This window comes from Aeromonas sp. R10-1 (assembly GCF_040908465.1).
In the GTDB taxonomy this organism is placed as follows: Bacteria; Pseudomonadota; Gammaproteobacteria; order Enterobacterales; family Aeromonadaceae; genus Aeromonas; species Aeromonas caviae.
The window spans coordinates 11,518-38,482 of the sequence record NZ_JBFODT010000006.1; the positions used below are offsets into that span (position 1 = coordinate 11,518).

A 26,965-nucleotide genomic window follows, 5' to 3' on the forward strand; every position below is an offset into this window, starting at 1 on the left:
TTTGCAAAACGCGAATTCTCGGCACTGCATTCTTATAATGAAAAAATGAGAATTGCATTTTGCAATCACGGTAGAGATAAATAACACACAATTCAGCTACAGGCCGCAAATAACAGGTTTTGAAAAGTTGGCACGACTTTTTCATATAAAACCGTACAACCCGATTTATCCCGTGCTCTCTTCAGTATTTGCTGAAGAATTGGTCAACCACCAGGTTGACCATTTTTTTTACCCAAAATCGGCCGGCATCACCTGCAATGGCGGAGCAGGCAGCTTCGCAGCCTGGCAAGACTGATGGGTTTGGCCAGAAAATCGTTCATGCCCTGGGCAAGGCAGCGGGCCCTGTCCTCCATCATGGCATTGGCCGTCAACGCGACAATGGGCACCTCGCACCCCATGTCCCGCAGGCGCCTGGTCGCCTCCAGCCCATCCATCTGCGGCATCCGCATATCCATCAGGACAAGGTCCGGCTGCTGCTTCGCCACTTGTGCCAGGGCCTCCAGACCATTGCCTGCCAGCCTCACCCTGCACACCAGCTTCTGCAGCATCAGGGATACCACCAGCTGATTGACCGGACTGTCTTCCACCACCAGCACATCCAGCTCCAGTCTGGCGCACTCTTCACTGCCGGGGGCGGTGGCCGGAGCACAGGGAGAGGCCATCCCGGGCAGCTCGAACCAGAAGCAGCTTCCCAGCCCAGGCGTGCTCTGCACGCAAATGTCTCCCCCCATCAGCTGCACCAGCCGCCTGCAGATGGCCAGCCCGAGCCCCGAGCCGGAGAAGCGGCGGGTTGCCGAACTGTCGACCTGATAGAAGGGTTCGAACAGCAACGCCTGATCCTCGGTGGAGATGCCGATCCCCGTGTCGCTGACCATGACCCCCAGCTTTTCCTCCTCCCAGGTCAACGCCAGACGCACGCTACCGACGGAGGTGAACTTCACGGCATTGCCAAGCAGGTTGCCTATCACCTGGGAGAGGCGGACGGCATCCCCTTGAAGGCGTTCAGGGAGCGTCTCATCCAGATGCCAGTGCAGTGTGATGCCCTTGGCACTGGCCTGTGCCTGCAAGGGCTCCACCAGGGCACGACACAGCTCAGCTGGTTGAAAAGGTTCACAGTGCAGCGTCAGGGTATGTGATTCTATTTTCGAGAAATCGAGCACATCGTCGATGATGGTCTGCAACAGATGCGCAGAGTGGGTGGCATGGCCGATGAGGGTCTGTTGCGGAGTGTCGAGCCGGCCATGCTGCAGCAGATCCAGCATCCCCAGCACGGCGTTCATGGGAGAGCGGATCTCGTGGGTCATCATGGCAAGGAACTGGGATTTGGCACGGTTGGCCGTCTCGGCATCGTCCCGCGCCCGCGCCAGCTCCTGCTCGCGGCGGATCTGGCTGCCTATCTCCCGCGCCGTGCCCCGATAGCCGAGGAAGCGGCCACCGGCATCATGGCAAGGCTCCGCATTGATCTCCATCCAGCAAGGCCCGCCCGCCAGCATCACCTGGGCCCGCATTCCCCGCACCGGCAGATGGTGGGCGATCAGGTGCCGGTAGTGGCTCCATGCCGGGTCCTGCTTGTCGTGGGCAAAATCATAGAGGCTTCTCCCCGTCTGGCGGGCCAGCACCTCTCCCTGATAGCCAGGGGCAGAGACATAGCTGAGCCTGTGCTGGGGATCGGTCTCCCAGAACCAGTCGGAGGCCATGGCGGCAAAACTGCGAAAACGCTGTTCGCTGGCCTGCAGGGCCAGGGTCTTGAGGTCAACCTGTTCTTGCAGGCGAGCCCGATAGGCGATGTTGACCAGGGCCTGGGAGATGAGCGGGCGACAACGCTGCATCGCCGCCTTGCTCTTGAGATCGAAGGTGCCCGCCACGCTGTGCCGGCAGATGAGCACACCGGAAAACCCCGGTCCCTGCAAGCCTGTCATCATGACGCTGGCCCAGCCCGGCGCCCCTGCCAGCGGCGCCAGCTCAGGCAGTTGGGCGGGATCATAGATGACCAGGGTCTCCCCCTCGATGGCCCTGGAGAAGAGCGGTGTCAGCGACCAAGTCCGGCCCACCTCGTCCGGCTGGGTGCTCAGATGGGTGCTGCCCCCCACGGCCTCCCAGGCAACCACATCCGCCTGTTCGAATCCGATAAAGGGCTTGAGAGCAAGAATAAGACTCTCCAGTACCTGCTCCAGACTCTGGGCCTGTGCCAGGGTCGCCACCCCGCACAGCAGGGCTTGGGACTCCTCCCGATATCTGGCCTCCCGCTCCCGGCAACGCATCAGCTCCACCAGCGTGGTTTGCAGTTTGTCACCCAGGGTTTCGAGTTCGCTATTGCCTATCATCTTGAATCCAGCACAGTGTCAGCTCTCGAGGAAGATTACGCTCGACACCATGAGGTTGCCGTGTGCCAGCTCACCATGGGGTAATCGTCCCTGTTCACCGAAGGTAAAGGGCGTAATGAAGGGGATCTCACCCAGCCTCTGACTGAATTGACTGACGATGTCCCCCAGCCTGTCCCCCAGTGCCAGCCGACAACCGGCACAAAACACCACCAGGGCGCCAAAGGGGCGCATATTGCTCGCCATGCCATATTCAGGCTCGATATTCACCGCATTCAGGCTGCGCTGCAACAACCCTTCCTGGCTGCTGTACATGAGCAGCAGCCGCTCTCCCAGTCGGGTCTCGGTAAAGAGGCGCAGCCCCTCCCGCGCCGTCACCGCCTCGGGATGGGAGAGCTTGTAGTAGGGCAGGTCATCGAGCATGCCGACCTGACGGGCCAATGGCGAGAGCGTCGTCTCCCTGAGGATGGGGCCCACCGGCCAGGGCGTCGCACGCTCGGTCCAGCGACCATAGACCCGGGCCGCCGGCTCGTGATCGATGGTCAGCACCTCCCTCCCGTCTATCCCGGTAATGATGCCGCGACACTCGGTGGGTACATAGCCTGAGTGAAACTGGAACGCCAGTTGGCAGTCGGGGTAAAGCACCGCCAACACGCACCCTTGTGATCCCTCCCCTTCGTCCCAGCACAGCTGCCACTGCCCGGCCACGCCATCGTCTGCCGCCGACCCGCCGACGACGGGAACGGTCGCGCCAAACTCAGCGTCGATCCCCGCGAGCACAGCCTCCTCCAGCCCCGGGCTGGTGTGCAGCAACACGAGCTGCGGCAGCTCTCCCGGTCGGCCACCATCGGCGATGGCGCGGCGCAGCAATGCCCGCACATCCGGTTGATCCCCCATCTGGCCAGCCACGCCATAGGCCCCCTTGTCATCATAAAGGGCGGCGACCGACAGGCTCCAGCCATGCCGACCATGATGGCCATCCTGGGTCAGGATACCGCCGCAGGAGCTGCAACCGATCAGCCGGGTATCGGGAAAACGTGCCTTGAGCGCACGGCGCAGTTCCGCCGCCTCGTGTGCTTGGGTAAAATAGACCAGCAACAGCGATGGAACATGGGATGACTGGGCATGCAACCGCTCTGTAACTTGTTGGGCGGCCAGTGGGGTCGTCTCGGCAAGCGAGTGAGCCGTCAGGAAGTTCAACATCGTCTCCTAGGGGTACGGGATGCTGGCATCAAGCAAAAATCATACCCTTATCAAACAATTACCTGGCCATGGAGACTAGAATGGTGCTCACTGGCCTCCCACGGGATCACTGCATGTGGCAGAAAAATATCAATGACTTCGACCGGGTTGTCGCCATCGGCGGCGGGCACGGTATGGGCCGGGTGCTCTCTTCCCTGTCGTTCTTGGGATCCCGGCTGACGGGCATCGTCACCACCACGGATGATGGCGGCTCCACCGGACGCCTGCGCAAAAGCCAGGAGTGCATCGCCTGGGGGGATCTGCGCAACTGCCTCAACCAGCTGGTGACCACCCCCAGCATCGGTAGCCAGCTGTTCGAGCACCGCTTTACCGGCCGCGGCGAGCTCGCGGGCCACAACCTCGGCAACCTGATGCTGCTGGCCCTCGACAACCTCTGCGTGCGCCCCCTGGACGCCATCCGGCTCATCAGCGACATGCTGGAAATTGAACCCAATCTGCTGCCCATGTCCGAGCATCCCACCGATCTGTGCGCCCACACCGTCTGTGGCGATCAGATCCTGGGGGAGGTCTCCATCGATCAGCTCACCACGCCGCCACGGGCCCTGAGCCTGAAACCGGTCGTGCCCGCCACGCGCGAAGCGGTCGAGGCGCTGAGCCAGGCCGACATGATCATCCTGGGGCCGGGCAGCTTCCTCACCTCCATCATGCCTCCTCTGCTGCTGCGCGAAATTGCGGAGGCGATCCGCAGCAGCCGCGCCATCGTCGTGTTCATCAGCAATCTGGTGGACGAAGAGGGTCCGGCAGGCCAGTTGTCACTGTCCAGTCAACATCGTTGGCTGGAAGAGCGGATAGGCAGCGGCCGGATCGATGCCATTCTGGCTCCCGAGGGCCCCCAGGTACCCGAGCTGCAGCACTGCCTCGTTCGGGCCGAGCTGGGTGAAGCGGCCCTCCCCCACCGCCACGACCGCCTCAAGCTGCGGCTGGCACTCGACACAGTGATCCTGAGCAGGCTTGGCGAGCGCGACATGGCGGGCTGATGCCCTTCTGGATCAGTGAAACTGGGCCAGATGGGTGAAGACCTGGGGCAGGGAGTGCTCCAGCTCCGCCAGCAGTCTGCCGGCCTCTTGCTCATCTTCCCGGCGACAGGCGGACTCCAGATCCATCACCTGCTGATAGCTGGGTTTGGCGCCATAGCTGCCACAGGACGATTTCATGCTGTGGGCAAGACGCGCCAGGGCTGACCAGTCCCGCTGTTCAAAAAGCGGCCTTAATTGGGCCAACTGCTCGCCTACCTCTTCGACAAACACCGAGATGACGACCGGCATCATCTCGTGACCGATGTCATCTGCCAGTTGTCGCAGCACTTTCTGATCCAGCCACTCCATCTTCTCTTCCCTATGATGGTATTCAAACAGACCACAATATAGCGGACCCACAGCCCCGCTGTCACCCGTCCTTCGGGCATGCCCGTATCGCTCCGGATGCTCTTGCGACACCAGAATGTGAGCAGCTTCAAGTTATCGGTATGTCAGTCAGAATGGAGAGAGATAAAAGTTGTCACAAAATTAACATTAAAGTAACAATGCAACCCATGAGAATGATGCGGCTCAGCAACACCTCTCTCATCCCTTTTTGCCTGTATGGCTGCTGCGAAGAACCAGGGTAGACATCTACCCTGGTATTTTTTTATTTCTGGTTCAACAAGTTGGCTGCATTGCCATATTCCAGCTCACCCAGCCTGAACAGGCAGAACTCCCCGGGCACCATCTTCACCCAATTCTCGTTGCCGGTGAGCGGCCGGGTGGCGATCAGGGTCACCACATCGTTCGGCGTGGTTTCACTCTGAAAGTCGATGGCCACATCCTCATCCAGCAGACGGGCTTCGCCAAAGGGAGCCCTGCGCGTCAACCAGTAAAGGTTGTTGCTGCAATAGGTCATCACGAACTCTCCGTCCGACAGCAGCATATTGAACACCCCGAGCCCGCGCAGCTCGTCGCACAGGGTCGCGAGGTAACGGAACATGGCGGGGAAATTTGCCGGCCGTTTGGGGTACTTGTGCTCCAGCCTGTCGAGCAGCCAGCAGAAGGCGTGCTCGCTGTCGGTGTCGCCGACCGGACGGTGGCGCCCGGTCGGCAGCTTCTTGTAACCGGTCAACTGGCCATTGTGGGCAAAGGTCCAGTAACGGCCCCACAGTTCTCGGGTAAAAGGGTGGGTGTTTTCCAGGGAGACACACCCCCGGTTCGCCTGCCGGATATGGCTGACCACGGCACGGCTCTTGATGGGCAGTGCCTGGACCAGCTTGGCGATGGGAGACTGGGCACTGGGTTCGGGATCCTTGAAGGTGCGAAAACCCCGCCCCTCATAGAAGGTGATCCCCCAGCCATCCTTGTGGGGACCGGTCTTGCCGCCCCGCAGCATCAGCCCGGTAAAGCTGAAGCAGATGTCGGTCGGCACATTGGCACTCATGCCGAGCAGTTCGCACATATACCATCCACTCCCTGAATGTCTTGACTCTGGTTTAGTCAATCAAGCGTCACGGCTGGACGAGAGGACCGGTATGGTCACCCATCACCCCCTCTCAATCCCGGATCGTTGATTACTTGGCCATCTCTTTTTCAACCAGCTGGATCAGGATATGGATCACCTTGATGTGCACTTCCTGGATGCGATCGGCATAACCGAAGTGCGGCACACGGATCTCCACATCGGCCAGACCAGCCATCTTGCCGCCGTCCTTGCCGGTCAGGGCAATCACCTTCATCCCTTTGGCACGGGCCGCCTCGATGGCTTTGAGGATGTTGCCGGAGTTGCCGCTGGTGGAGATGCCGAGCAGCACGTCACCACGACGGCCGACGGCCTCCACATAGCGAGAGAAGACATAGTCATAGCCAAAGTCGTTGGAGACGCAGGAGAGGTGGCTGGGATCGGAGATGGCGATGCCGGCATAGCCTGGGCGGTTCTCGCGATAACGACCGGTCAGCTCCTCGGCAAAGTGCATGGCATCGCAGTGGGAGCCGCCGTTGCCGCAGGAGAGTACCTTGCCTTCCTGCTTGAAGGAGTCGGCGAGCAGCTTGGCCGCCGCCTCGATGTTTTTCAGATTTTGCTCATCTGCCAGGAACGCCTGAAGCACGCTGGCAGCCTCGGTCAACTCGTTGCGGATCAGTTCTTGGTACATGGTTCTTGAAATCTCGTCGTCCAACATAGGGTGGCGGCATTGTCGCACAAGCCAGTCCAATCGTCGCCCCCCGCCCGCCAAGATGGGGCGGGCAGCGCGTTATGGCGATCACAGAGCTAAGGTAACAGGCTTGTAAACAGCTTGATAAGTTTGTGCGTATGAATTACAACAGGGGCCATATCCAACAGGTCAGACCTCTGGATCAGTTAACGCCAATTTCCCAACCTCGGCAATTCATGCAAGGAGCAAACAATGACGACGACCCTCACTCTGCTCGGGGTGATCCTGGTGATCGGCGCCATGGCCTATCGCCGTGCGTCCCTGTTCACCGCCACGCTTGCCACGGCCGCCGCCCTGGTCGCCGGCACTTTCTATGGCCATGTGCCCCTGTTGGTGTGGGCGCTGTTCGCGGTGATAGCCCTGCCCCTCAATCTGGTGGAGTTTCGCCGCAACCAGCTGACCAAGCCGCTGTTCAAGATCTACAAGTCCATCATGCCGGAGATGTCCCGAACCGAGAAGGAAGCCATCGAAGCGGGGACGACCTGGTGGGAAGCGGATCTGTTTGCCGGCAACCCGGACTGGAAGAAGCTGCACGCCATTCCGGTCAGCACGCTGTCTGCCGAAGAGCAGGCCTTCATGGACGGTCCGGTTGAAGAAGTGTGCCGCATGGTCAACGACTGGGAAGTGACCCACGAGCGTGCCGATCTCTCTCCCGAGGTGTGGCAATACCTGAAGGACAACAAGTTCTTCGCCATGATCATCAAGAAGAAATATGGCGGGCTGGAGTTCTCCGCCTACGCCCAGTCCTGCGTGCTGCAAAAGCTGTGCGGCGCCAGCGCCGTGCTCGCCTCCACCGTCGGCGTTCCCAACTCCTTAGGGCCGGGTGAGCTGCTGCAACACTACGGTACTGACGAGCAGAAGGATTACTATCTGCCCCGTCTGGCTGTCGGCAAGGAGATCCCCTGTTTCGCCCTGACCAGCCCGGAAGCGGGTTCTGATGCGGGCTCGATTCCCGACTTCGGCATCATCTGCAAAGGCGAGTGGGAAGGGGAAGAGGTGCTCGGCATGCGCCTGACCTGGAACAAGCGCTACATTACCCTGGCTCCCATCGCCACCGTACTCGGCCTCGCCTTCAAGCTGCGTGACCCTGACCACCTGCTGGGTGAGGAAGAAGAGCTCGGCATCACCTGCGCCCTCATTCCGACCCACATCAAGGGGGTCGACATCGGCCGTCGCCACTTCCCGCTCAACGTGCCGTTCCAGAACGGCCCGACCCGCGGCAAGGACGTGTTCGTCCCGCTCGACTTCATCATCGGCGGTCCGGCCATGGCCGGTCAGGGCTGGCGCATGCTGGTGGAGTGTCTCTCCGTCGGCCGCGGCATCACCCTGCCCTCCAACAGCACGGGCGGCGTCAAGATGCTGGCCCTGGCCACCGGAGCCTACAGCCGCATCCGTCGCCAGTTCAAGCTGCCGATTGGCAAGATGGAAGGGATTGAAGAGCCGCTGGCACGCCTGGGTGGCAACGCCTACATCATGGGCGCCGCCGCCAAACTGACGGTCACCGGCATCGATCTCGGTGAAAAACCCTCGGTCATCTCCGCCATCGTCAAGTATCACCTCACCGACCGCGCCCAGAAGTGCATCATCGATGCCATGGACATCCATGGCGGCAAGGCCATCTGCATGGGGCCGAACAACTATCTGGCCCGTGGCTATCAGGGGGCGCCCATCGCCGTGACCGTCGAAGGAGCCAATATCCTGACCCGCAGCATGATCATTTACGGTCAGGGAGCCATCCGTTGCCACCCTTACGTGTTGCCGGAGATGCTGGCCGCCAGCCACCCCGACAAAGAGCAGGCGCTGAAAGATTTCGACAAGGCGATGTTCAGCCACGTGGGCTTTGCCATCAGCAACCTGGTGCGCAGCTTCTGGCTGGGGCTGACCGGTGCCCGCTTCGCCGCCGCGCCCTACAAGGATCAGACCAAGGGCTACTATCAGCAGCTCTCTCGCCTCTCCGCCAACCTTGCCTTCCTGTCAGACATGGCGATGGGCACCCTGGGTGGCGAGCTCAAGCGCAAAGAGCGGGTCTCTGCCCGCCTCGGCGACGTGCTGAGCCAGCTCTATCTGGCCTCCAGCGCCCTCAAGCGCTATCAGGATGAAGGACGCCAGCAAGCCGACCTGCCGCTGCTGCACTGGGCACAGCAAGACGCTCTGTTCAAGGCGCAGGAAGCGATCGACGAGTTGCTGCGCAACTTCCCGAATCGCTGGATTGGTCTGGCCCTGCGCGCCATCGTGCTACCCCTTGGTCGCGACCTGAAGCGTCCCTCCGACAAGCTCGACAGCCAGGTGGCCCGCCTGCTCCAGGTGCCAAGTGCCACGCGCAGCCGTCTGGCCGAGGGCCAATATCTGACGCGCGAGGAGGGCAACCCCTTCGGGCTGCTGGAACAGGCGCTGGACGATGTGCTGACCGCAGAGCCGCTGTTTGACAAGGTGTGCAAGGCCGAAGGGAGCAAACGCCCCTTCACCCAGCTCGACAAGGTGGCAGAGGCGGGCCTGAGCCTCGGTGTCATCAACCAGGCCGAAGCGGATCTGCTGCGGCGTGCCGAGGAGAGTCGTCTTCGCACCATCAACGTCGATGATTTCGATCCCGTCGACCTGGTGGCCAACAAGGCACTGTTTGAAGCCTCCGCCTATCACAGGGCAGCTTGATGCCTCTGATGCCAGAACGCCTCCCTTGTGGAGGCGTTTTTCATGAAAGGGCTGGTGGATGGCATTCGATACGAAGAAAGAGAAACCGACTGGATCATATTTTGGATATCAATCCGTTTCCTATATTGAATGAAGCGGTTAAGGTAAGCACAGGATCACACACAGGATTGCATAATGGATGATCAAATCCTGATTATTGATGATGAAGATCTTCCCCAATCAGCACCGCGTCCCGCCGGCTGGAAGGTGATGATAGTGGACGATGAACCCGAAGTGCATCGCATCACCAAAATCACCCTGAACAAGTTTGAATTCGACGGCAAGCCGATCGATTTTCTGCACGCCTACTCTGCGGCTGAAGCCAAAGCCTTGCTCGCCCTCACCCCGGATGTCGCCCTGCTGCTGCTCGACGTCGTCATGGAGGTCGATCATGCCGGTCTCGAGGTGGTCAAGTTCGTGCGCGACGAGCTGCAAAACAAGATGGTGCGCATCGTGCTGCGAACCGGTCAGCCCGGTCAGGCCCCGGAAGATGACGTGGTGACCAACTACGATATCAACGACTACAAGGACAAGACCGAGCTTACCTCCCAGAAACTGCGCACCCTGCTGCGCGCCAGCCTGCGCTCTTACCGGGACATCCGAACCCTTGAGAGCAATCGACAGGGACTGGAGAAGGTCATTGAGGCGTCCAAGGGGATCTTCGAGCAGCGTGCCCTGCGCCAGTTCGTCGAAGGAGCCCAGACCCAGCTCAGCGCCCTGCTCAATCTGGAAGAGTCCCAGATTTACGATGTGAAGCACCTGGCGTATGAGGTGCGGGATCAGGTGCTCGAGCCTCTGCTCAGCGATGGTCCCATGCTGCGCCTCGTCGATGCGCCGGAAATACTGCGCTGTGCCATGGCCAAGGGAGCCAATGTCTACGATGGCAACCAGATGGTGCTCTATTGCCAGAATGCCCGTCATCACCTGCTGTTCCACATCGAGACCACTCGCCCGCTCAGCCAGATGGATACCGGGCTGCTGAGCCTGTTCACCGAAAACATCATAGTGGCGCTGGAGAATATCCGGCTCAACGAGGTGATCGGTGACAACCAGCGAGAGATCATCTATCGCATCGGCGAACTGGTGGAGAGCCGCTCGAAAGAGTCCGGCTTGCACGTCAAGCGGGTGGCCCTCTACACCGAATTGTTCTGCAAGCTGCTCGGCATGAATGAGGACAGGTGCGAGCTCATCAAGCGTGCCTCTCCCCTGCACGACATCGGCAAGGTGGGGATCCCGGACGCCATCTTGCACAAACCGGGCAAACTCACTCCCGAGGAGTGGGAGATCATGAAAACCCACGCCCAGCTTGGGCAGGACATGCTCTCCGGCAGTGACCTGGCCCTGTTCCAGATAGGCGCCACCATCGCGGGCAACCATCACGAGAAGTGGAATGGCAGCGGCTATCCCCGCGGATTGAAGGGAGAGGACATTCCGCTTGAAGGACGCATCGTCGCCCTGGCGGATGTGTTCGATGCCCTGGGCTCGGATCGTTGCTACAAGCAGGCCTGGCCGCTGGATCAGGTGCTGGCGCTGATCAAGGAGGAGAAAGGAGAGCACTTCGACCCCCTCCTGGTGGACCTGATGCTGGCCAATCTGGAGAAGTTCCTCGATATTCGCGAGCAGTACAAAGACATCTATATCGGCGCTCACTGATATCGGGTTCACCCCATCCACTTGCGACCATGAAGAAGCCGCCCATTGGGCGGCTTCTTTGCAATGTGCGCGGAATTATTGCTCCGGCAGATTGAGATCCAGTCTGGGGGTTGCTGGCGTCTCTTCAAGTTGCGCCTTCTGCGCCGCCATCGCCTTGTGCAGAGTGCGGCGCTTTTGCAGCAGAATGAAACCACCCGCCCCCAGCAAGAGCAGCAACACGCCACCTCCCCCCAGCGCCCAGGGCAGCCAGACCGGACTCTCCCGCTCCTCGAACCGGTCGGGGGTGGCGGCGGATGCGGGCATGGCCGCAGAGGGTGCGGGAGGGGGGGGAGGCGGTGCTATGGTGAACGACTTGGCCGGCAATTGCAGTTGCACCTCGCGACCGAGCCGGGTTGTTCCAAAGAGGGTGGCCTCCACCTTGTACTGCCCTGCCGCCTTGAGGGCGGAGAGATCCACGCCAAAACGCGGCGCTGTCGCCACCTCGTTGAACGTCATGCTACTGCCGCCGCCGTCGATGGCCTTGCCCTGGATGACCACGGAGGCTGGATCCAGTTCATCCACATCGATGACCAGAGAGAGCTTGGCTCCCCCCTCCCCGGAGGGGGGATTCAGGGAATAGCTGACCGGCCAGGGGTAAAGCAGCACCTGCTGTGACTGGGCTCGTGAGAAGACCTCATTGCCGGTGCTGAAGAGGGCTCGGTATTTTCCCGCAGGGACGTCCAGTACCGCCTCGGCGGTCAAGATACCGTCCCCCGGCACTTCGTCCACCCCCTTGCCATCATCCATGTAGCGTCCCAGGGTCTCCTCGAACACGGGATCGCCGCTCTGGCTGGCATCGTTGAACTGCTGCAGCTTGACGGTCATGCCCAGATCGGTGAGGTAGTAACCCGCTCCAGGCGCCGCGCCATCGATCAGCAGACGGGATTGCAGTTTGACACGCTCACCCTGATAGAGGCGGGCCGGTAGCGGCTCGCTCTCGACCTGGATGTCGGTGAGCAGGCGCACCCGATTGTCGGGGTCCACCTCTCCGATCGCCTGCCAGGGGCCGGGCATGGGGTCGCGGATGGTGATGAGATCCTGATCCTTGAGGGGCAACCAGCCCACGTCGGGCGGCTTGACCTTGCCCACATAGAGCTTGCTGCCATCGGGCCGCACCAGGATCACCGAAGGCGTCCCCGGCTTGCGCTTGATGATGAAGGTGATCTCCTTCACGCCGTAATCGATGCGAAAGCGGTTGTCGAGCAGAGGAATGTCGGAAGGCGCAAACACCTCGTTGGCCGCGGCCGGGAGGGAGGCCAGCAGCAGCAGCCCCCAAAGCGATCTCATTGCCGCCACAGGCAGGCACCTCCTTTTTTCTGTACCAGATCCAGCCTCGCTTCATGGACAGCCGCCACCTCGTCGCTCGCGCGCACCACCCTGAGCGGCGGGCGATTGCTCTCCAGACGACGAATGCCGGTATCCTGGCTGGTCTCACTCTCGCTGGTTTCGCTCGCCAGATTGAGTTTGGTCTGGCCACCCGTCATCAGGAGGTAGACGTCCGCCAGGATCTCCGCATCAAGCAAGGCGCCGTGCAGGGTACGGTGAGAGTTGTCGATGCCGTAGCGATCGCACAATACGTCCAGGTTGTTGCGCTTGCCCGGGAAGAGATCCCGCGCCATCGCCAGGGTATCCGTGATGCCGCAGATATCCGCCGTCTTGAAGTTCAGACCGAGCTTGCTGAACTCATAGTCCATGAAGCTCACGTCAAAGGGGGCGTTGTGGGCGATGAGCTCGGCGCCGCGAATGAACTCGATGAAATCGTCCGCTATCTGGCTAAAAGAGGGCTTGTCCGCCAGGAAGGCATCCGTGATGCCGTGCACGGCGATGGCCTCGGGGTCCACCAGCCGATCCGGCTTGATGTAGACGTGGAAATGGTTGCCGGTGAGTTTGCGGTTGATCACCTCCACACAGCCGATCTCGATGATGCGGTGCCCAAGATAGACAGGGCCGCCCGCGGTGTTCATGCCGGTGGTTTCGGTATCCAGAATGATCTGGCGATTCAGTTGGGGTGTGCTCATGATCAAATCCATGTCAAACTTCGGTTTTACTCGCTAGTTTACCCCAAGCCTCTCGCTAAAACAGATTGATTGCTCATGTTGAAACAGATTGATTTATTCACGGATGGCTCCTGCTTAGGCAACCCGGGCCCCGGCGGCTATGGTGCCGTCATGGTCTATGGCAAGCATCGCAAGGAGATCTCCGCCGGTTTTCGATTGACCACCAATAACCGGATGGAGCTGATGGCTGCCATCATGGGGCTGCGGACCCTGAACGAACCCTGCCAGGTGCGGCTCACCACCGACAGCCAGTATGTGCGCCAGGGGATCACCCAATGGATCATCGGCTGGAAGAAGAAGGGCTGGATGACCGCCAACCGTCAGCCGGTCAAGAACGTCGATCTCTGGCAGGCCCTTGATGCGGAAGTGGCCCGTCACCAGATCGAATGGCTCTGGGTGAAAGGACACTCGGGCCACCCGGAAAACGAACGCTGTGACGAGCTTGCCCGTGAGGCCGCCAGCGGCAAGCAGCTTGCCGAAGACAGCGGCTACCAGCCCTGATGCCCGCTAGCCGCCCTGGCGCGCCATTCCTGGCGCGGCCATCGACTCCGGCAGCCGCCAGCGGCGACGTACCGGTGTCACGGGGAAACGCCGCTTGCGGGCGGCAATCACGTAAACAGACGCCAGGGAGCGGCAATAGTCCCGCCCCAGACTCTCCCGCCACCAGCCGATCTTGCTCTGCCTGCCCATGAAGGAGAAACCGAACCGCTCGTCGAACATCACCTCACAGCCGAGCAGTTGCAGCCAGTCGGTCACCCGTGCGGGCGTGAACATGCGGGCAGACCAAGGCAGATGCCGCCGCATGAAGGGCAGATAATGACCCAGCCCCACCAGGCTGAGCGGGTTGTAACCGCTGACAATGAGCCAGCCATCGTCGGTCAGCACCCGTTCTGCCTCCCGCAGCACCTGATGAGGATCCGGCGAGAAATCGAGGCAGTGAGCCAGCAGGCAGGCATCCACGCTCCCCGATCGCACCGGCAAGGCGAGCGGATCCCCCTGGATGTCCAGCAGCCGTCCGCCGGGGGCGACACCGATTTGATGACGAATGGTGGAACAGCCGCAGGAGAGTTCGGCGCTCAGGGCACCTATCTTGAGCAAATGATAGCCAAAGAGGTGGGGGCACCAGTTGTCGAGGCGCTCCTGAAGCTCGGCGGCCACCCAGTCCCCCATGGGCAGTGCGGACCAACTGGTCGGAAGCGCGATCTGTTGTTCGGTACGTGCCAGTTGCATAATGGGACCAACTCGGGGCGAATGCCATCCAGTTATATAAGATCCCTTCCTTAAAGAGAACACAAGAGACCTCGACCCATGTATACCGTCATCACAGTTCCCGCCTTCAGCGACAACTACATCTGGTTGATCCGTCATGAAAATCACTGCCTGGTCGTCGATCCGGGCGAGGCCGCTCCCGTGCTGGAACGGCTGGCTGCGCTGGATCTGGTGCTGGATGCCATCCTCCTGACCCATCACCACCGCGATCACGTCGGGGGCGTATCCGAGTTGCTGCAACACTTCCCCCACGCTCGTCTCTATGGCCCCAAGCATGACCCCATGCCGGACCATCACGGCCAGTGGCTCGACGATGGGGATCAAATCAACTGGCATGGCCTGAGTCTGGATGTCCTCCATGTGCCCGGTCATACCCTGGGGCACATCGCCTATTACGGCCAGGGCATGCTGTTTTGTGGCGATACCCTCTTCAGCGCCGGTTGCGGCCGTCTGTTCGAAGGGACCCCGGCACAGATGCACACTTCCCTGCAACGGCTCGCGGCACTGCCCGATGAGACCCTCCTTTATTGTGCCCATGAATACACGCTCTCCAACCTGCGTTTCGCCCATGCGGTCGAGCCCGACAACCTGGCGATCCAGCGGCAGATCGGCGTGATCAGCAAACTGCGTCAGCAGGGCCTCCCGAGTCTCCCCTCCCGGCTGGGAGATGAGCGGAATTTCAATGTTTTTCTGCGCTGCGAGCAGGACTCGGTAAAATTTTCTGCTGAGAAATACGCCCTTAAATGCTTGGAAAATCCAGAGGATACCTTCGCTGTTCTGCGGGCGTGGAAGGACGTTTTTTGAACAAACCTTGATCAGGGGGGCATTGCCCCTTATGATGCGAGCTGTTTTTCCACAGATGACCTGAGCGAGATGAAGCTACGAACGGCCTTATTGGCAGCGCTGTTTCTCAGCGGCTGTCAAAACCTGAGCCATCAGGATGACCGGGCGGTAACGGCAATCGAGCCGATCAAATCCCCCCAAGTCAGCAAGAAAACGTACAAAAAACACTCTTCGCGGATGCTGTTCGGCGACGAACAGATAGAAGAGCTGGATGACACTGATAACCTGTGGGTGCGTATCAGCGATGATATGCAGCTGGACTCGCACGATAATGCCCGGGTTCGCCAACAGCGTGATTGGTTGTTGCGCAATGATAAGCATATGGCGACCATTGCCAGCCGGGCTGAGCCCTACCTGTATCTGATGGTAGAGGAAATCGAACGGCGTGAGCTGCCAATGGAGCTTATTACCATCCCCATGATCGAGAGCATGTTCGATCCCAATGCCCGCTCCCGCAGCAATGCTGTCGGTCTTTGGCAGTTCGTTCCTGCAACCGGCAAGAATTTCGGCCTGCGCCACGACAACTGGTACGACGGTCGACGCGATGTCCTTGCATCCACCAATGCCGCACTGGATTACCTGGAGTACCTGAACCGGTTCTTCGACGGTGACTGGCTGCAGACCCTGGCCGCTTACAATGCCGGTGAAGGTCGGGTGCGCAACGCCATCACCCGCAACGAACGGGCTGGTCGTCCGACCGACTACTGGTCGCTGGACCTGCCCCGCGAAACCCGGATGTATGTGCCCAAGATCCTGGCCATGGCCGACATGATCCGCAATGCGGACAAATACAATGTCACCCTGCCGGTGCTGGCCAACAAGCCGCAATTGCGAACCATCAATACCGGTGGCCAGATTGATTTGAACGTGGCCGCCCAGCTGGCTGGCGTTTCCGCCTCCCAGCTCAAGGCGCTCAATCCTGCGCTCAAGCGTGGCATGACCTCGCCGCAGGGCCCTTACAACCTGCTGGTCCCCGTCGAGTACGCCGACACTCTGGAGCTGGCCCTGGCCGATCTGCCCCAGCGTGAACGTACCCGTGGCGTGCGCTCCTATCAGGTCACCAGTGGTGATACGCTGTCACGGATCGCCCAGAATCACGGGGTGACCGTGCAACAGCTCAAGCTGGCCAACAACATGCGTGGCAACAACCTGCGCCGTGGCCAGAGCCTGATCATCCCCAATGGCGGGCGCGCAACCCAGGTTGCCCAGAGCAAGCCGCAGCAGCTCGCCAGCCGCAGTGGTGGCAAGGTGAACTATCAGGTGCGCTCCGGTGACAACCTGTGGAGCATCAGCCAGGCACACGGGGTCACCCACGCCGACCTGGCCAAGTGGAACGGCCTGAACGCCAAATCAGCCCTCAAGCCAGGCATGAAGCTGGTGGTCTGGCCCAAGCAGGGCAAGAGCAGCAACAAGTCCATGGTCTATCAGGTGCGCCGCGGTGATTCCCTCTCCTCCATCGCAGCCCGCTTCCAGGTCGCCGTCAACGATGTGATGCGCTGGAACCAGCTCGGCAAGAGTGACTATCTCAAGCCGGGTCAGGAGTTGACTCTGTTCGTGAAGAACAACAGCTGATCGCTCGTCGCAATCCAAAAAATACCCCGCTTGATGCGGGGTATTTTTTTGTCTGCATGAACCAGCGGCGACGCCGCTCTCCCCTGAAGGATGACTCAGGGAGTGATGGCCTGGGCCGCAAAGCGCGCCAGAATGGGGTTGTGGTCAGAGGCATCGGTAGCCGGTGAACTCACTTCCACCAGATCCAGATTGCGATAGTAGAGGTGATCCAGCGGGCGGCCAAAAGCGGTGCGACGCAGATCAGGCACAGGTATGGCCTCCTGCAGGCCAAGCTCGCCCACCAGCTTGTTCAACCAGAACGCGCGCTTGTCGCTCCAGGTATTGAAATCGCCGCCCAGGATGACCGGCCCCTGGTGGCGATGGATCAACGCAGTCAGATCGTTGAGCTGCTCGCGGAAGGTCGCCATGCCCAGTTCGAAATTGACCGCATGGAGATTCACCACCAGCACGCCGTCAGGATCCCCCTGCAAGGGATAGAGACTGACCAGACCTGACTTGGGGATGCGCAGCAGGGGTTCGGGGGAACGGACGCCACAGACAAACGCCTGCGGCGTTTTCGCCACTGTCATCACGCCAAAGGAGACACCTCCCTGGGTGAAGGCCTGCAACTGCTGCCACTGGAAATCGCCTCTCTTCAGCCAGTCCAGCATCTCGGGCCGGGTCGCCGACTCTTGCAGCAGCACCAGATCCTGGGACTTGGCATACTCATCCAGCCCTTCCCGCCAGTTCTTGCGTTGTCCCTTGTAGAGGTTCCAGACGGTGATGCCAAACTCCCTCGGCAAGGCCGTGGAGGCGAGCGCCACCAGAGGTGGTCTGTCACAGCTTGCGCCAGGTATGATACCTGCCGCAGTCACCAGATGATCTTGATCCGGTACCTCGAAGCAACCGACCAGCCCCAACGTCAGCAGGGACGTTCCCAGAATCCGATAACTATTTTTCATTGGCTAACAATCACCTGCCTCTGCAAGACGACATGGCCCTCACACAGGCCACGGTCGCCGACTAGTCTCATTATTCGTGTCCGGCCCGACTCATCCAGAAGGAATTCAACGATGGCGAGACAGCACCAGTACCGCGTGACATTTTACGATCAACAGGGAACCTGTCATCAAGTGGAGCTTTCCACCGTCTATCAAATCAGGCGGGATCCCCAATGTGATCTCTGTCTGTTCGACACCCGGCAGTGCGTGGGGTCGGAAGAGATGCTGGAGCGCATGATACGGCAAAAAACCGGGCTTGAGCAGGAAATATCCATCATCAATGCCCGGCTCATCTGAGCAGACTCAGACCGGGACGGGGCGGGATTTGCCCTGATCGTCGATGGCCACATAGGTGAAGACGCCCTCGGTCACGCAGTACCGCTGGGCTTCGTTCTCCCGCAATACCGGCTTGACCCAGACCTCCAGCTTGAGTCGCATGGAGCTGCGACCAATCTTGAGGCAGCGACCGTAACAGCACACCACGTCACCCACCTTGACCGGGCTGTGGAAGGTCATCCCCTCCACCGAGACGGTACAGATGCGCCCTTTTGCCAGCTCCTTGGCCATGATGCCCCCACCTATATCCATCTGGGACATGATCCACCCGCCGAAGATATCGCCATTGGGGTTGGTATCGGCTGGCATTGCCAGGGTTCTCAGCAACAGCTCCCCATCGGGGTGGCGCTTGGTCTCTTCCATCATTACCGCTCTCTTTATCATGGATGGCGGCATGATAGGGGGCGATCCCCCCCTTGGCAAACCTCAATTGTCCCGAAGCGCGCGCCGTATCTGGTTTGCACGCCAGATGACCGACTCCGGGGCCCGGATGGCGACGACCCGTTCAACCCTTCAAGGCCGCCCCGTCCGCAAACCAGTGGGCCGGATCCGGCCAGCGATAGACGAAACCAAGCTGCTGGCAGATGCGCTGACCTTCGATGGGAGCAAACTCCCCCGTCGGCTCGACGAACTGCGGCGGCACCAGCCCGAGCAGGCGGCTCGCGAAGGGGTAGAGCTGCTCCCGGCGCGGGTGAACGGGGGCACTCAGATTGTAGGCATCCCCATCCTGCCCCCGGGCCAGCATCAGCTCACAGGCGGCCACCACGTCGTCCAGATGCACCAGGTTCACAGCCTGGCCTCCCCCGGCCAGCGTCTTGCCCGCCAGAAAACGGCCGGGGTGACGGTCAGGACCATAGAGTCCGGCCGGGCGCAAGATCATGGCGCAGTCAACATGCCCTTCCAGTACGGCAAGCTCGGCCGCCCGCATCCGCGAGCCTCTGTCATGGGCTGGAGCGGGCGTATCCTCCTCCCCCTGTCCGGCCCCCCAGACCGAAGTCGCGCTGATAAACAGAACCCTCTGAACACCCGCCTCCCTCGCCTGTCGGCACAGGCTGGCCACGGACGCCGGGTAATCACCGGTCTTGCTGGGGGGCACACAGATCACCAGGTCATGACAGCGAAAAGGCAGTGATCCCATGTCAGGGGTAAGCAACAGCGGCCAGGCGGCAATACCCTCCCCCTGCAGCCGTTCAGCCTTTTCGGCCGTACTGACCGTCACCGCGACAGATTGCCCCTGCTCTTGCAATGCCCTGGCCAGGGGCAACCCCAGCCAGCCGGCGCCCACGATACCCGTCTGATACTCAAATTCGTTCGTCATACCCGGATCCTGACAAAAAAAAACGGCCATCCAATGATGACCGTCGAAAGTAACGAAGGAAATAGCCGGATTAACCGGTTACCTCCCACAGCGGGAAAATCGGGAGCGCACGCTCCTAATTCGTGGGCCTATCCTAGTGGCAGCGCGGTCAAAAAGCTTTGAAGCGGATCACAGTTGAAAAGGATTTCTGAAAGCGCTTTCACTGTTTTACAAAAAAGTCGACCCGCACGGGGCCAACTTCATGACTCAGGCCACAGATTCCCGCCGTACCAGTTCGGCTTCGAATTTGAGCGCCAGCCCCTCTACCGGCTTGTGATCCAGCAGCCTCAGGGCCAGCTCAGCGGCCCGCTCTCCCATCTCCTCGATGGGGTAACGTACCGTGGTGAGCTTGGGATAGATGTATCGGGCATAGGGGATGTCATCAAAACCGACCACAGAGACCTGCTGGGGGATTTTGTAACCCCGCTCCAGCAGACAGGAGATGGCCCCCGCCACCATGGCATCGTTGAAACCAAGCACAGCGCTGAACTCGACGCCGCGCGCCAGCAGCTCGCTCATGGCCACATAGCCACCTTTTTCATCGGCATAGGCACGGCCGATGAGGGCAGGATCCAGCTCGATACCTGCCCGTTGCAGGGCGAAGCGATAGCCGGCCATCCGCTGCTGACCATCCACAAACTCCTCGTCATCGGAGGTGACGAAGGCAATCTTGCGATGTCCCGCGTCCAGCAGATGCTGGCAAGCCGTGGTGATGCCGGCCTGGTTGTCCAGCCAGACGCAGCGATCCTCGCAGCCTGGCACCTGACGGTTGATGAAGACGATGGGGGTCGTGCCCGACGCCAGCTCGCTGAGCTCTTCGTCAGGTAGCGCCTTGCTGTGCAGGATCAGGGCATCGCACTGGCGCTGCAGCAGCGCCTGGATGGCGTGCCGCTCACGGGTCGCGTCGTGGTTGCCGGACACCACGATGGTGAACTTGTTCGCCTTGTCGACCATGCTTTCGATGCCGCGCATCATCTGGGCGAAGAAGGGGCCGCCACACAGATCCCCCACCAGCACACCGATACAGTTGGAGCGTTTGCTCACCAGGGCCTGGGCGAAGCTGTTTGGACGAAAGCTGAGCTCCTTCATGGCCGCGAGGACAGCCTCGCGCTTCTCGGGCGCCACCTGCGCCGTGTTGTTGATCACTCGAGACACTGTCGAAATGGAGACATTCGCCAGCTGAGACACATCTTTGATCGTTGCCACTCTCGATTCCTTTGTTGGAAAAGCCTGTCAGTGATGATCGGGCATTGTATCGAACCTGACAGACCAAGACGCGGCGCCCGATCACCTGGCAGGTTTCCTTTTGTAACAAAGCTTAAGGGATGATAACCATTCTGGGGCAAGAATGGGAGGCAGCCGCGACAACGACTGCCCCCGAACTCAATAGGCGTGATTCAGCTCGCGTTCCGACATGAAACGCAAGGGCTGCTGCAGCTTGTGTTGATAGATGAGATCGAAAGAGAGCACGTTCTGGACATAGTTGCGCGTCTCCCGATAGGGGATGCTCTCCACCCAGACATCCATCGGCTTGTTGTCGCTCTGCTCGCGCCAGCGCTTGACCCGGCCAGGACCCGCATTGTAAGCCGCCGCCGCCAGGATCCGGTTGCCGTCATACACATCCAGCAGGCGCTTGAGGTAGGCGCTGCCAAGACGAATGTTCATGGCCGGGTCGAACAGTTGCTGCTCGTTGCGATAGGGCACCCCAAGCTTGCCGGCCGTCTCTTTCGCAGTGGCAGGCATCAGCTGCATCAACCCCCGCGCCCCGACCGGTGACTGGGCCAAGGGATAGAGTGCGCTCTCCTGACGGGAGATGGCGTAGAGCAGACTGGTGTTCATGGTACGCTCTTGTGCCATCTGGGAGAAGGTGCGCTTGAGGGGCAGCGGGAAGCGCAGGTCCAGCGCATCCCAAGCCTCGGCACGGATGCTGGAGAGGATCGCCAGCTCGTGCCAGCCCTGGTTGAGGGCGATGTGGCCAAACTCCAGGCGCTGGGCCACGCTGTTGCGATCCATGTTGTGGATCCACTCAGAGCGGGCCGCCGTGATCTCGTTCATCGCCAGCAGTTCACGCACCCGCAGCAGGAAGGGCCAGCGGCGGCTGGCACTTTGCCAGTCCGGCACCTTGTGCGCCACGCTCTGGTTCTTCATGCGATAGGGCACACCGGTGCGCTGGGCCGCCATGAAGCCGTAGAAGCCGCGCAGGTTTGCAGTCTCGAGATAGAGGTCCCGCGCCGGTTTCTGCCGCCCCTGTTTCTCCAGCGAGCGCGCCATCCAGTAACGCCAGCGATCCTCTTTTTGCAGCCCCATGGGCATCCGCTTGACCCAGCCTTCGAGGCCGCGCCAATCCTGCTCCCAGATGGCAAGACGGGCCCGCAGCTCCACCAGCTCCGGATCCTTGAGCCGCACCAGAGCCGTATCCAGCCAGGCGCGCTGCTCAGAAGATCGGTCCAGCAACAGGCGGCGGGCGGCCGCCTTCTCCACCCGACTCACCTCGGCATGGTTCAGGCCGAATCGACGGGTCATTTCCCCCAGCTGGCGCAGAACCGCGTCGGGCTCCTGATTGGCGTAGCGGGCCAGCCCCAGGGAGAGCAGATGCCGCGACGGGGGCGCCGCCGTGAAGTTGGCCGGATTCATCGCCCGCACGGGTTGGTCATACAGGGCGATCATCTGATCGCCATACCCCTTCATGCCGCTGCCGAGCTGGGCCCCGAGGTGGCGAATGAGGTTGGGGTTCTGGGCCTCGAAAGCCAGGTTCATGCGCTCCCAGATCTTCTCCTGAGTGCGCAGACCTGCCTGCTGCCAGAGCTGGAACAGGGGATCGCAGGCATCGGGCCTGGATTGACCGCTCAACCAGAGCTTGCCTGCCTCCTGCAGGGCTTCACTCTTGTGCCCCGTGTAGTAGCGGGCCTGATAGTGCTGACAGAGCAGGTCGGTGGAGCTTGGCTTGGCCGGATAGAAACGCAGGAACTGGGACCACTGCTGGCTCTGGGCAAGATAGGTGAGATAGCTGCGCTCGAGCCGGTTGGACTGGGGGGTGTCCCCGTGCTGGCGGATGAAGCGGGTCACATCGTTGTAGTCTGCCGCCCCGGGACGGAACGCAAGCTGGTAGTAATCCAGATAGGGCAGCAGCGGATAGTGGATCAGGCGTGCCCGAAGCTGGCTGAATTTGACCTGATCATTGGCACGCACGGCCTCATGGGCCTGGCGATAGAGAGACTGCTCCATGGTCTGCGCGAAGGCAGGAGCCAACAGCCCCGGCATCCAGAGCGCAGACAAGATAATTCCCTGCACGACTTTCACGAATGGCATTCTCCCCTTGAAGGCATAACCACCGCCAAAGTGCGGTGGTGACATACCTTCATTCTACCCGCTAAGCACGGGGGCTACGCCACACTATTTTTATCGGTGCAGACGGGGCGATCACCGCGTACCTGGCGGCTGACATAGCGTTCAAGGTAGGGAACAGGGAGCGGCTTGGAGGCGAGGTATCCCTGGAAGAAATGGCAGCCCTGCGCCTGCAGAAACTCCAGTTGCTGGCGGGACTCCACTCCCTCCGCCGTCACGTTGAACCCCATGTGGCGGGCCATGGCGATCACGGCCTCGACGATAGCCATGTTGTCACCATCCTTGGGAATATCCTGGATGAAAGAGCGGTCGATCTTGAGCTCGTCCGCCGGCAGCCGCTTGAGGTAGCTCAGGGAAGAGTACCCCGCCCCGAAGTCGTCGATGGCAAAGCTGATGCCCAGGGTCTTGAGTTCCGCCATCTTGCTGATGGTGTCTTCCGCATGACCCAGCACCACCGACTCGGTGATCTCCAGGTTGAGGCAGGCGGGATCCATGCCGGTGGCCGCCAGCACATCGTGAATGCGATCGACGAAGTCGGGAGCATGGAACTGTTTGGCGCTCACGTTGACCGAGAGCTGGGGGACGTGGATCCCGTTCTCCTCCCAGGAGACGTACTGGGTACAGGCTTCGTGCAATACCCAGTTGCCGATGTCGACAATGAGATCAGTCTCCTCGGCAATGGGGATGAACTCGGCAGGCGACACCAGGGCACGCCCGGGGGGTTGCCAGCGGATCAGCGCCTCAACACCGATGATCTCCCCCCCCGCCACCATGTGCTGGGGCTGGTAGTGGAGAGTCAACTCCCCATTATCGAGGGCACTGCGCAGCTCGTTGTGAATGTGCAGACGCCGGTCGGCCTGCAACTGCATGGAGGCATCAAAGAAGCGCCGGGTCTTGCGGCCCGCCGATTTCGCCTGATACATCGCGGTGTCAGCCTGCTTGAGCAGATCCCCCGCCTCCTGCTCCCGACCGGGAAAGAGGGTGATGCCGACACTGGCGCCGATGTGCAGCACCTGGCCTCTGAAATCATAGGGGGCGGCGATCTCCCCGATGAGCCGCTCCGCGATGAGGTCGGCCTGCATCTCCGCCTGGGGAGGGCTGATGGAGAGCGCTGGCAGCAACAACACGAACTCGTCGCCGCCGAGACGGGCCAGACAATCCCCCTGGCGCACCAGCCGCTTGAGACGGCTGGCCACCTCCTTGAGCAGCCAGTCGCCGGTGGCGTGACCCAGGGAATCATTGATGGTCTTGAAGTGGTCGAGATCGATGAACAGCAGGGCCCCGATGAGGTGACTGCGATTTGCATCGGTGAACGCCTGGGTCAGGGTCTCGTGCAGCTGACGACGATTGGGCAGGCCGGTCAGCTCGTCATAGAAGGCGAGATCCTGAATGCGGCGCTCCGCCGCCTTGCGCTCGGAAATATCCTCGAAGAAGATGACATAGTGGCTGATCCCCCCCTTCTCATCCTGCACCGGCGTGACGATCTCCCACTGGGGATAGGCGTGACCGTCGGCGTGCAGGCGCAGGGTTTCCCCCTGCCAGCGATCCAGGGCGTTGAGCTCGTAACCCAGCCCTCCCAACCCCGACCAGAGATCGTTGCCAAGATGCAAACCAATCACCCCCTGGTTGTCAAAGCCGGTGATCTGGCTGAAGGCGTAATTGACCCGCAGGATCTTGAACTCGGGATCCGTGATGATGATCCCTTCGTGAGTTTCAAAGGCCACCGCAGACAGCCGCATCAGGGCATCACTTTGCAGGCGCTCCAACTCGGCCACCATGCGCACCGAGAAGATGGTCAGGACAGAGTCCAGATCCGTGGTCCGGGTCTGGCTTGGGAACAGCAGGGCGAGATGGCCCAGGATCTGACCGTTGCGATCGAGCAGCGGCTGGGCGTAATAGTGCTGGCCCGGGGGCAGGTCGGGATACCCGGTCAGGGGTTCACTCACGGGGACCGCGCTGGAGGCCCCCTGGCGATAGAGCTGCTGGCAGGGCATGTCACAGAGGGCATACTCCTTGACGTCGATGCCGTGGCTCGCCAGCACCCTGAGCCTGTCGAGACCGACCCGCTCCGTCAGCCAGACGGCAGTGGCTCCCAGGATATGGGCCAGCTCGTTGACCAGGGTCTGGCAAAAATCGAGCCCCGTCTTGGCGGAGAGCGCCTGCGCCAGCTTGGCCAGCAAGGGGGCCTGCAACATGGGAAGCGGCGGTGTCACGCCTGCGGGGGAGTCGGCGCGATCCATCTCGCGATGCATCATTTCGAGGGGGGCAAGCCAGCCACAACAGAGCCCCTGTGCAGGCACATACTGACCGTACCAGAGCGCATGGTGTACCTTGCCGTCCTCATCGCGCAGGTGACCGATGAACTGGCCTGGCTGGCAGGAATCGTGGAGTCTTGCAAGAAAATCGGCGAAACCCGCTTCATCTTCCCGCTCAAGTTGGGTGGCCCAGGGGTGGGCTCCCTCCCCTGCCCAGGGTTCACAAGAGACATGATCAGACAGGCTCCATTGCCCATGCTGCCGATCATAAAACCACATCATCTGGGTGGCTTGCTGCTTCATCTACGACTCCAACCACTACAACCACGTTATCCACCCCGACTCCTGCAGAAAAGCATATCCGTTTGCGCGCATATCTCCACCGGCGCATGGCAATGATTTTGCGATGCGATGAGGCGATGTGGGTGGAGAAAATTCGAGACTATGCGGCAAAAACCAAACATCGGGTCGACACAAGGCGCTGCCGAGGGGGGACAGAAACGATCCTATTTGCTGATACTGCCTGCCTGTTTCACTGAGCTCAAGCGGTTTTTGGCATGAAACGGGAAAAGCTCACAATTTATGGACAGCGGGATTCCCAAGGGGATTTTTCGTGACGCAGATCACATTTTGATTTGGCAACATGGGTAATCTGGAGGTGAAGACACAAGCAAGACGACCCGAAGGGGGCCATTATGAAAATCGAAATGACCAGTAAAATCATCGACATCACCCCAGCCATCCGCGAGCGCATTGAATCCCGTTTTGAAAAGCTCGAGCGTCTTCAGGTGCCTCTTATCACACCCCATGTGATCATCTCCAAAGAGCGTTTGATGTATATCGTCGAAGCCACTATCGGCATTCCCAACGGCAAACTGTTTGCGCAGGCAGAGCACGAGGATCTCTATGCTGCCATCACGGACCTGGGCCAGAAGCTGGAACGCCAGCTCAACCGTCACACGGAAAAACCCATCGCCCGTCGTGCCGCCGGCAAGGAAGTGCCCCAACCGGACGAAGCAGACGCCTGACAAGGTTCACCACTCATAAAGCAAAAGGCGGGTTATCCCGCCTTTTTGCATTCTACCGTGCCGTCACCCCAGCCAGCGCAGCCTGGCATCCACCCCTTGCGCAAGCTCATCGAGCAGCGGCAGCATCATCAGCGGAGCCTCCTCCCTGGGGTCAGCGCCCATAGGGCGGGCCTGCCAGCGCTCGCGGCCCAGTGCCGAGAGGTTGTCATACACCGCGGGATCCAGCGCGGGCGTTCGGCTCACCAGTGGCGGGGAGCGCAGCGCCAGCCAGAGTCTCACATCCGTCATGCACCCGCCTTGTTGCAGACGCTCGTTGAGGCTGGTGGCATCGATCTCTTCCACCCCGCCTTGCAGGGACGCCCGGGGCATCAGACCGAAACGGGAGCGCCAATCCAGCTCACCCGACGCAGGCTTGGGCGGGGCATCAAACCAGGGCTGTTCTTCCACCGCATCGGTCAGCAGCGCCAGATGCAGCCTGAAGTCGGCACGGTCCCCCGCACGGAGATCCTGGTTGAGCCGTTGGCCCAACTGGGCCTCATCCACGAGCAAGCGGTCACGAATCGCACTGGGCAGCATAAGATAAATCTTGGAAATGAAGGTTTCATTGCTTATCGGCCATCAACCCGATCCTTTAAGCATTAAAAATCCCGGCAGAGGGGTTCACAAGCGCGACAGATCTGTTAGTATGCGCCTCGCACTTGGGGAGGGGTTCCCGAGCGGCCAAAGGGATCAGACTGTAAATCTGACGGCTCTGCCTTCGAAGGTTCGAATCCTTCTCCCTCCA

The 26,965-nt window shown here is 60.7% G+C and carries 24 protein-coding genes and 1 tRNA gene; 9 read left to right on the forward strand and 16 right to left on the reverse strand.

All coding sequences use genetic code 11. The features are described 5' to 3' along the window. Nucleotides 1–248: 248 nt before the first annotated feature. Nucleotides 249–2,324, reverse strand: a complete 2,076-nt coding sequence (locus AB5Y93_RS03500) for an ATP-binding protein (protein ID WP_324062397.1) — start codon at nt 2,322–2,324, stop codon at nt 249–251. An 18-nt stretch (nt 2,325–2,342) separates the two neighbouring features. Continuing rightward, entirely contained in the window at nt 2,343–3,524 is a 1,182-nt protein-coding gene (locus AB5Y93_RS03505; protein WP_041215518.1) for an FIST signal transduction protein, read from the reverse strand. A 113-nt stretch (nt 3,525–3,637) separates the two neighbouring features. Here AB5Y93_RS03505 and yvcK point away from each other — a divergent pair, with 113 nt between their 5' ends. Beyond that, nucleotides 3,638–4,561, forward strand: a complete 924-nt coding sequence (yvcK, locus tag AB5Y93_RS03510; RefSeq protein ID WP_029314269.1) for a uridine diphosphate-N-acetylglucosamine-binding protein YvcK — start codon at nt 3,638–3,640, stop codon at nt 4,559–4,561. 12 nt (nt 4,562–4,573) lie between these two features. Here yvcK and AB5Y93_RS03515 read toward each other — a convergent pair whose 3' ends face one another. The 3 genes from AB5Y93_RS03515 to lpcA all read right to left on the reverse strand — a co-directional run bounded on the left by AB5Y93_RS03515 (nt 4,574) and on the right by lpcA (nt 6,699). After that, the gene (locus AB5Y93_RS03515; protein WP_010674144.1) at nt 4,574–4,909 is read right to left on the reverse strand and encodes an Hpt domain-containing protein; all 336 of its coding nucleotides are present in this window, start codon (nt 4,907–4,909) and stop codon (nt 4,574–4,576) included. A 301-nt stretch (nt 4,910–5,210) separates the two neighbouring features. After that, nucleotides 5,211–6,008 carry a class II glutamine amidotransferase gene (locus AB5Y93_RS03520; RefSeq protein WP_043154215.1) on the reverse strand — a complete coding sequence of 266 codons (798 nt, stop codon included), beginning with the start codon at nt 6,006–6,008 and terminating at the stop codon, nt 5,211–5,213. A gap of 112 nt (nt 6,009–6,120) precedes the next feature. Continuing rightward, the gene (gene lpcA / locus AB5Y93_RS03525) at nt 6,121–6,699 is read right to left on the reverse strand and encodes a D-sedoheptulose 7-phosphate isomerase (protein ID WP_039038837.1); all 579 of its coding nucleotides are present in this window, start codon (nt 6,697–6,699) and stop codon (nt 6,121–6,123) included. Nucleotides 6,700–6,951: 252 nt separating this feature from the next. Between lpcA and fadE the strand changes: the two genes are divergently transcribed. Continuing rightward, a complete protein-coding gene (gene fadE, locus AB5Y93_RS03530) occupies nt 6,952–9,408 on the forward strand; it encodes an acyl-CoA dehydrogenase FadE (RefSeq protein ID WP_368228815.1) in 2,457 nt (818 codons plus the stop codon). 174 nt (nt 9,409–9,582) lie between these two features. Then, nucleotides 9,583–11,100: an HD domain-containing phosphohydrolase gene (locus tag AB5Y93_RS03535; protein WP_039038835.1), complete on the forward strand. Its 1,518-nt coding sequence runs from the start codon at nt 9,583–9,585 to the stop codon at nt 11,098–11,100. 75 nt (nt 11,101–11,175) lie between these two features. Here the strand turns inward: AB5Y93_RS03535 and AB5Y93_RS03540 are convergent, their stop codons facing one another. Beyond that, nucleotides 11,176–12,426 (reverse strand): TIGR03503 family protein, encoded by a 1,251-nt coding sequence (locus AB5Y93_RS03540; protein WP_213319702.1) that lies wholly within the window; start codon nt 12,424–12,426, stop codon nt 11,176–11,178. Beyond that, the gene (dnaQ, locus tag AB5Y93_RS03545) at nt 12,423–13,157 is read right to left on the reverse strand and encodes a DNA polymerase III subunit epsilon (protein ID WP_041212726.1); all 735 of its coding nucleotides are present in this window, start codon (nt 13,155–13,157) and stop codon (nt 12,423–12,425) included. Before dnaQ ends, AB5Y93_RS03540 begins: the two co-directional genes overlap by 4 nt. Nucleotides 13,158–13,232: 75 nt before the next feature. On the opposite strand from dnaQ, the gene rnhA reads away from it, so the two are divergent. Beyond that, nucleotides 13,233–13,697 carry a ribonuclease HI gene (gene rnhA, locus AB5Y93_RS03550; RefSeq protein ID WP_010674138.1) on the forward strand — a complete coding sequence of 155 codons (465 nt, stop codon included), beginning with the start codon at nt 13,233–13,235 and terminating at the stop codon, nt 13,695–13,697. 6 nt (nt 13,698–13,703) lie between these two features. Here the strand turns inward: rnhA and AB5Y93_RS03555 are convergent, their stop codons facing one another. Next, nucleotides 13,704–14,426, reverse strand: a complete 723-nt coding sequence (locus AB5Y93_RS03555) for a class I SAM-dependent methyltransferase (RefSeq protein WP_010674137.1) — start codon at nt 14,424–14,426, stop codon at nt 13,704–13,706. Nucleotides 14,427–14,504: 78 nt separating this feature from the next. On the opposite strand from AB5Y93_RS03555, the gene gloB reads away from it, so the two are divergent. Beyond that, nucleotides 14,505–15,269 carry a hydroxyacylglutathione hydrolase gene (gene gloB / locus AB5Y93_RS03560; RefSeq protein ID WP_039038832.1) on the forward strand — a complete coding sequence of 255 codons (765 nt, stop codon included), beginning with the start codon at nt 14,505–14,507 and terminating at the stop codon, nt 15,267–15,269. 87 nt (nt 15,270–15,356) lie between these two features. Here the strand turns inward: gloB and AB5Y93_RS03565 are convergent, their stop codons facing one another. Further along, on the reverse strand, nt 15,357–15,629 hold the full coding sequence (locus AB5Y93_RS03565) for a hypothetical protein (RefSeq protein ID WP_010674135.1): 273 nt from the start codon (nt 15,627–15,629) through the stop codon (nt 15,357–15,359). Between AB5Y93_RS03565 and AB5Y93_RS03570 the strand changes: the two genes are divergently transcribed. After that, on the forward strand, nt 15,558–16,880 hold the full coding sequence (locus tag AB5Y93_RS03570; RefSeq protein ID WP_223302529.1) for a LysM peptidoglycan-binding domain-containing protein: 1,323 nt from the start codon (nt 15,558–15,560) through the stop codon (nt 16,878–16,880). The genes AB5Y93_RS03565 and AB5Y93_RS03570 overlap by 72 nt on opposite strands. A gap of 95 nt (nt 16,881–16,975) precedes the next feature. On the opposite strand, the gene AB5Y93_RS03575 is transcribed toward AB5Y93_RS03570, so the two are convergent. Continuing rightward, nucleotides 16,976–17,821 carry an endonuclease/exonuclease/phosphatase family protein gene (locus AB5Y93_RS03575; RefSeq protein WP_029314263.1) on the reverse strand — a complete coding sequence of 282 codons (846 nt, stop codon included), beginning with the start codon at nt 17,819–17,821 and terminating at the stop codon, nt 16,976–16,978. Between the two features lie 111 nt (nt 17,822–17,932). Here AB5Y93_RS03575 and AB5Y93_RS03580 point away from each other — a divergent pair, with 111 nt between their 5' ends. Further along, a complete protein-coding gene (locus AB5Y93_RS03580; RefSeq protein WP_010674132.1) occupies nt 17,933–18,157 on the forward strand; it encodes a hypothetical protein in 225 nt (74 codons plus the stop codon). Between the two features lie 6 nt (nt 18,158–18,163). On the opposite strand, the gene yciA is transcribed toward AB5Y93_RS03580, so the two are convergent. The 5 genes from yciA to AB5Y93_RS03605 all read right to left on the reverse strand — a co-directional run bounded on the left by yciA (nt 18,164) and on the right by AB5Y93_RS03605 (nt 25,456). Further along, on the reverse strand, nt 18,164–18,562 hold the full coding sequence (gene yciA, locus AB5Y93_RS03585; RefSeq protein ID WP_029314261.1) for an acyl-CoA thioester hydrolase YciA: 399 nt from the start codon (nt 18,560–18,562) through the stop codon (nt 18,164–18,166). A 139-nt stretch (nt 18,563–18,701) separates the two neighbouring features. Then, the gene (locus AB5Y93_RS03590; protein WP_368228816.1) at nt 18,702–19,514 is read right to left on the reverse strand and encodes an NAD-dependent epimerase/dehydratase family protein; all 813 of its coding nucleotides are present in this window, start codon (nt 19,512–19,514) and stop codon (nt 18,702–18,704) included. Between the two features lie 246 nt (nt 19,515–19,760). After that, nucleotides 19,761–20,759: a LacI family DNA-binding transcriptional regulator gene (locus tag AB5Y93_RS03595; RefSeq protein ID WP_039038828.1), complete on the reverse strand. Its 999-nt coding sequence runs from the start codon at nt 20,757–20,759 to the stop codon at nt 19,761–19,763. Between the two features lie 177 nt (nt 20,760–20,936). Next, entirely contained in the window at nt 20,937–22,853 is a 1,917-nt protein-coding gene (locus AB5Y93_RS03600; RefSeq protein ID WP_368228818.1) for a transglycosylase SLT domain-containing protein, read from the reverse strand. Between the two features lie 83 nt (nt 22,854–22,936). Next, nucleotides 22,937–25,456: a putative bifunctional diguanylate cyclase/phosphodiesterase gene (locus AB5Y93_RS03605; RefSeq protein ID WP_368228817.1), complete on the reverse strand. Its 2,520-nt coding sequence runs from the start codon at nt 25,454–25,456 to the stop codon at nt 22,937–22,939. Between the two features lie 392 nt (nt 25,457–25,848). On the opposite strand from AB5Y93_RS03605, the gene raiA reads away from it, so the two are divergent. Further along, nucleotides 25,849–26,181, forward strand: coding sequence for a ribosome-associated translation inhibitor RaiA (gene raiA / locus AB5Y93_RS03610; protein ID WP_010674126.1), 333 nt, complete (start codon nt 25,849–25,851; stop codon nt 26,179–26,181). 63 nt (nt 26,182–26,244) lie between these two features. Here raiA and AB5Y93_RS03615 read toward each other — a convergent pair whose 3' ends face one another. Further along, complete coding sequence (locus AB5Y93_RS03615; protein ID WP_219596773.1) at nt 26,245–26,757, reverse strand: VC2046/SO_2500 family protein; 513 nt, start codon at nt 26,755–26,757, stop codon at nt 26,245–26,247. A 126-nt stretch (nt 26,758–26,883) separates the two neighbouring features. On the opposite strand from AB5Y93_RS03615, the gene AB5Y93_RS03620 reads away from it, so the two are divergent. Further along, nucleotides 26,884–26,965 (forward strand) — tRNA-Tyr (locus AB5Y93_RS03620).

Coding starts and splice junctions, on each gene's coding strand:
- fadE (WP_368228815.1), top strand. CDS start 6,952: ATGACGACGACCCTCACTCTGCTCGGGGTGATCCTGGTGATCGGCGCC.
- rnhA (WP_010674138.1), top strand. CDS start 13,233: ATGTTGAAACAGATTGATTTATTCACGGATGGCTCCTGCTTAGGCAAC.
- AB5Y93_RS03515 (WP_010674144.1), bottom strand. CDS start 4,909: ATGGAGTGGCTGGATCAGAAAGTGCTGCGACAACTGGCAGATGACATC.
- raiA (WP_010674126.1), top strand. CDS start 25,849: ATGAAAATCGAAATGACCAGTAAAATCATCGACATCACCCCAGCCATC.
- AB5Y93_RS03500 (WP_324062397.1), bottom strand. CDS start 2,324: ATGATAGGCAATAGCGAACTCGAAACCCTGGGTGACAAACTGCAAACC.
- yciA (WP_029314261.1), bottom strand. CDS start 18,562: ATGATGGAAGAGACCAAGCGCCACCCCGATGGGGAGCTGTTGCTGAGA.
- AB5Y93_RS03520 (WP_043154215.1), bottom strand. CDS start 6,008: ATGTGCGAACTGCTCGGCATGAGTGCCAATGTGCCGACCGACATCTGC.
- AB5Y93_RS03580 (WP_010674132.1), top strand. CDS start 17,933: ATGGCGAGACAGCACCAGTACCGCGTGACATTTTACGATCAACAGGGA.
- lpcA (WP_039038837.1), bottom strand. CDS start 6,699: ATGTACCAAGAACTGATCCGCAACGAGTTGACCGAGGCTGCCAGCGTG.
- AB5Y93_RS03535 (WP_039038835.1), top strand. CDS start 9,583: ATGGATGATCAAATCCTGATTATTGATGATGAAGATCTTCCCCAATCA.
- dnaQ (WP_041212726.1), bottom strand. CDS start 13,157: ATGAGCACACCCCAACTGAATCGCCAGATCATTCTGGATACCGAAACC.
- yvcK (WP_029314269.1), top strand. CDS start 3,638: ATGTGGCAGAAAAATATCAATGACTTCGACCGGGTTGTCGCCATCGGC.
- AB5Y93_RS03575 (WP_029314263.1), bottom strand. CDS start 17,821: ATGAAAAATAGTTATCGGATTCTGGGAACGTCCCTGCTGACGTTGGGG.
- AB5Y93_RS03570 (WP_223302529.1), top strand. CDS start 15,558: ATGCAGCTGGACTCGCACGATAATGCCCGGGTTCGCCAACAGCGTGAT.
- gloB (WP_039038832.1), top strand. CDS start 14,505: ATGTATACCGTCATCACAGTTCCCGCCTTCAGCGACAACTACATCTGG.
- AB5Y93_RS03505 (WP_041215518.1), bottom strand. CDS start 3,524: ATGTTGAACTTCCTGACGGCTCACTCGCTTGCCGAGACGACCCCACTG.
- AB5Y93_RS03605 (WP_368228817.1), bottom strand. CDS start 25,456: ATGAAGCAGCAAGCCACCCAGATGATGTGGTTTTATGATCGGCAGCAT.
- AB5Y93_RS03555 (WP_010674137.1), bottom strand. CDS start 14,426: ATGCAACTGGCACGTACCGAACAACAGATCGCGCTTCCGACCAGTTGG.
- AB5Y93_RS03590 (WP_368228816.1), bottom strand. CDS start 19,514: ATGACGAACGAATTTGAGTATCAGACGGGTATCGTGGGCGCCGGCTGG.
- AB5Y93_RS03615 (WP_219596773.1), bottom strand. CDS start 26,757: ATGCTGCCCAGTGCGATTCGTGACCGCTTGCTCGTGGATGAGGCCCAG.
- AB5Y93_RS03540 (WP_213319702.1), bottom strand. CDS start 12,426: ATGAGATCGCTTTGGGGGCTGCTGCTGCTGGCCTCCCTCCCGGCCGCG.
- AB5Y93_RS03565 (WP_010674135.1), bottom strand. CDS start 15,629: ATGCTTATCATTGCGCAACAACCAATCACGCTGTTGGCGAACCCGGGC.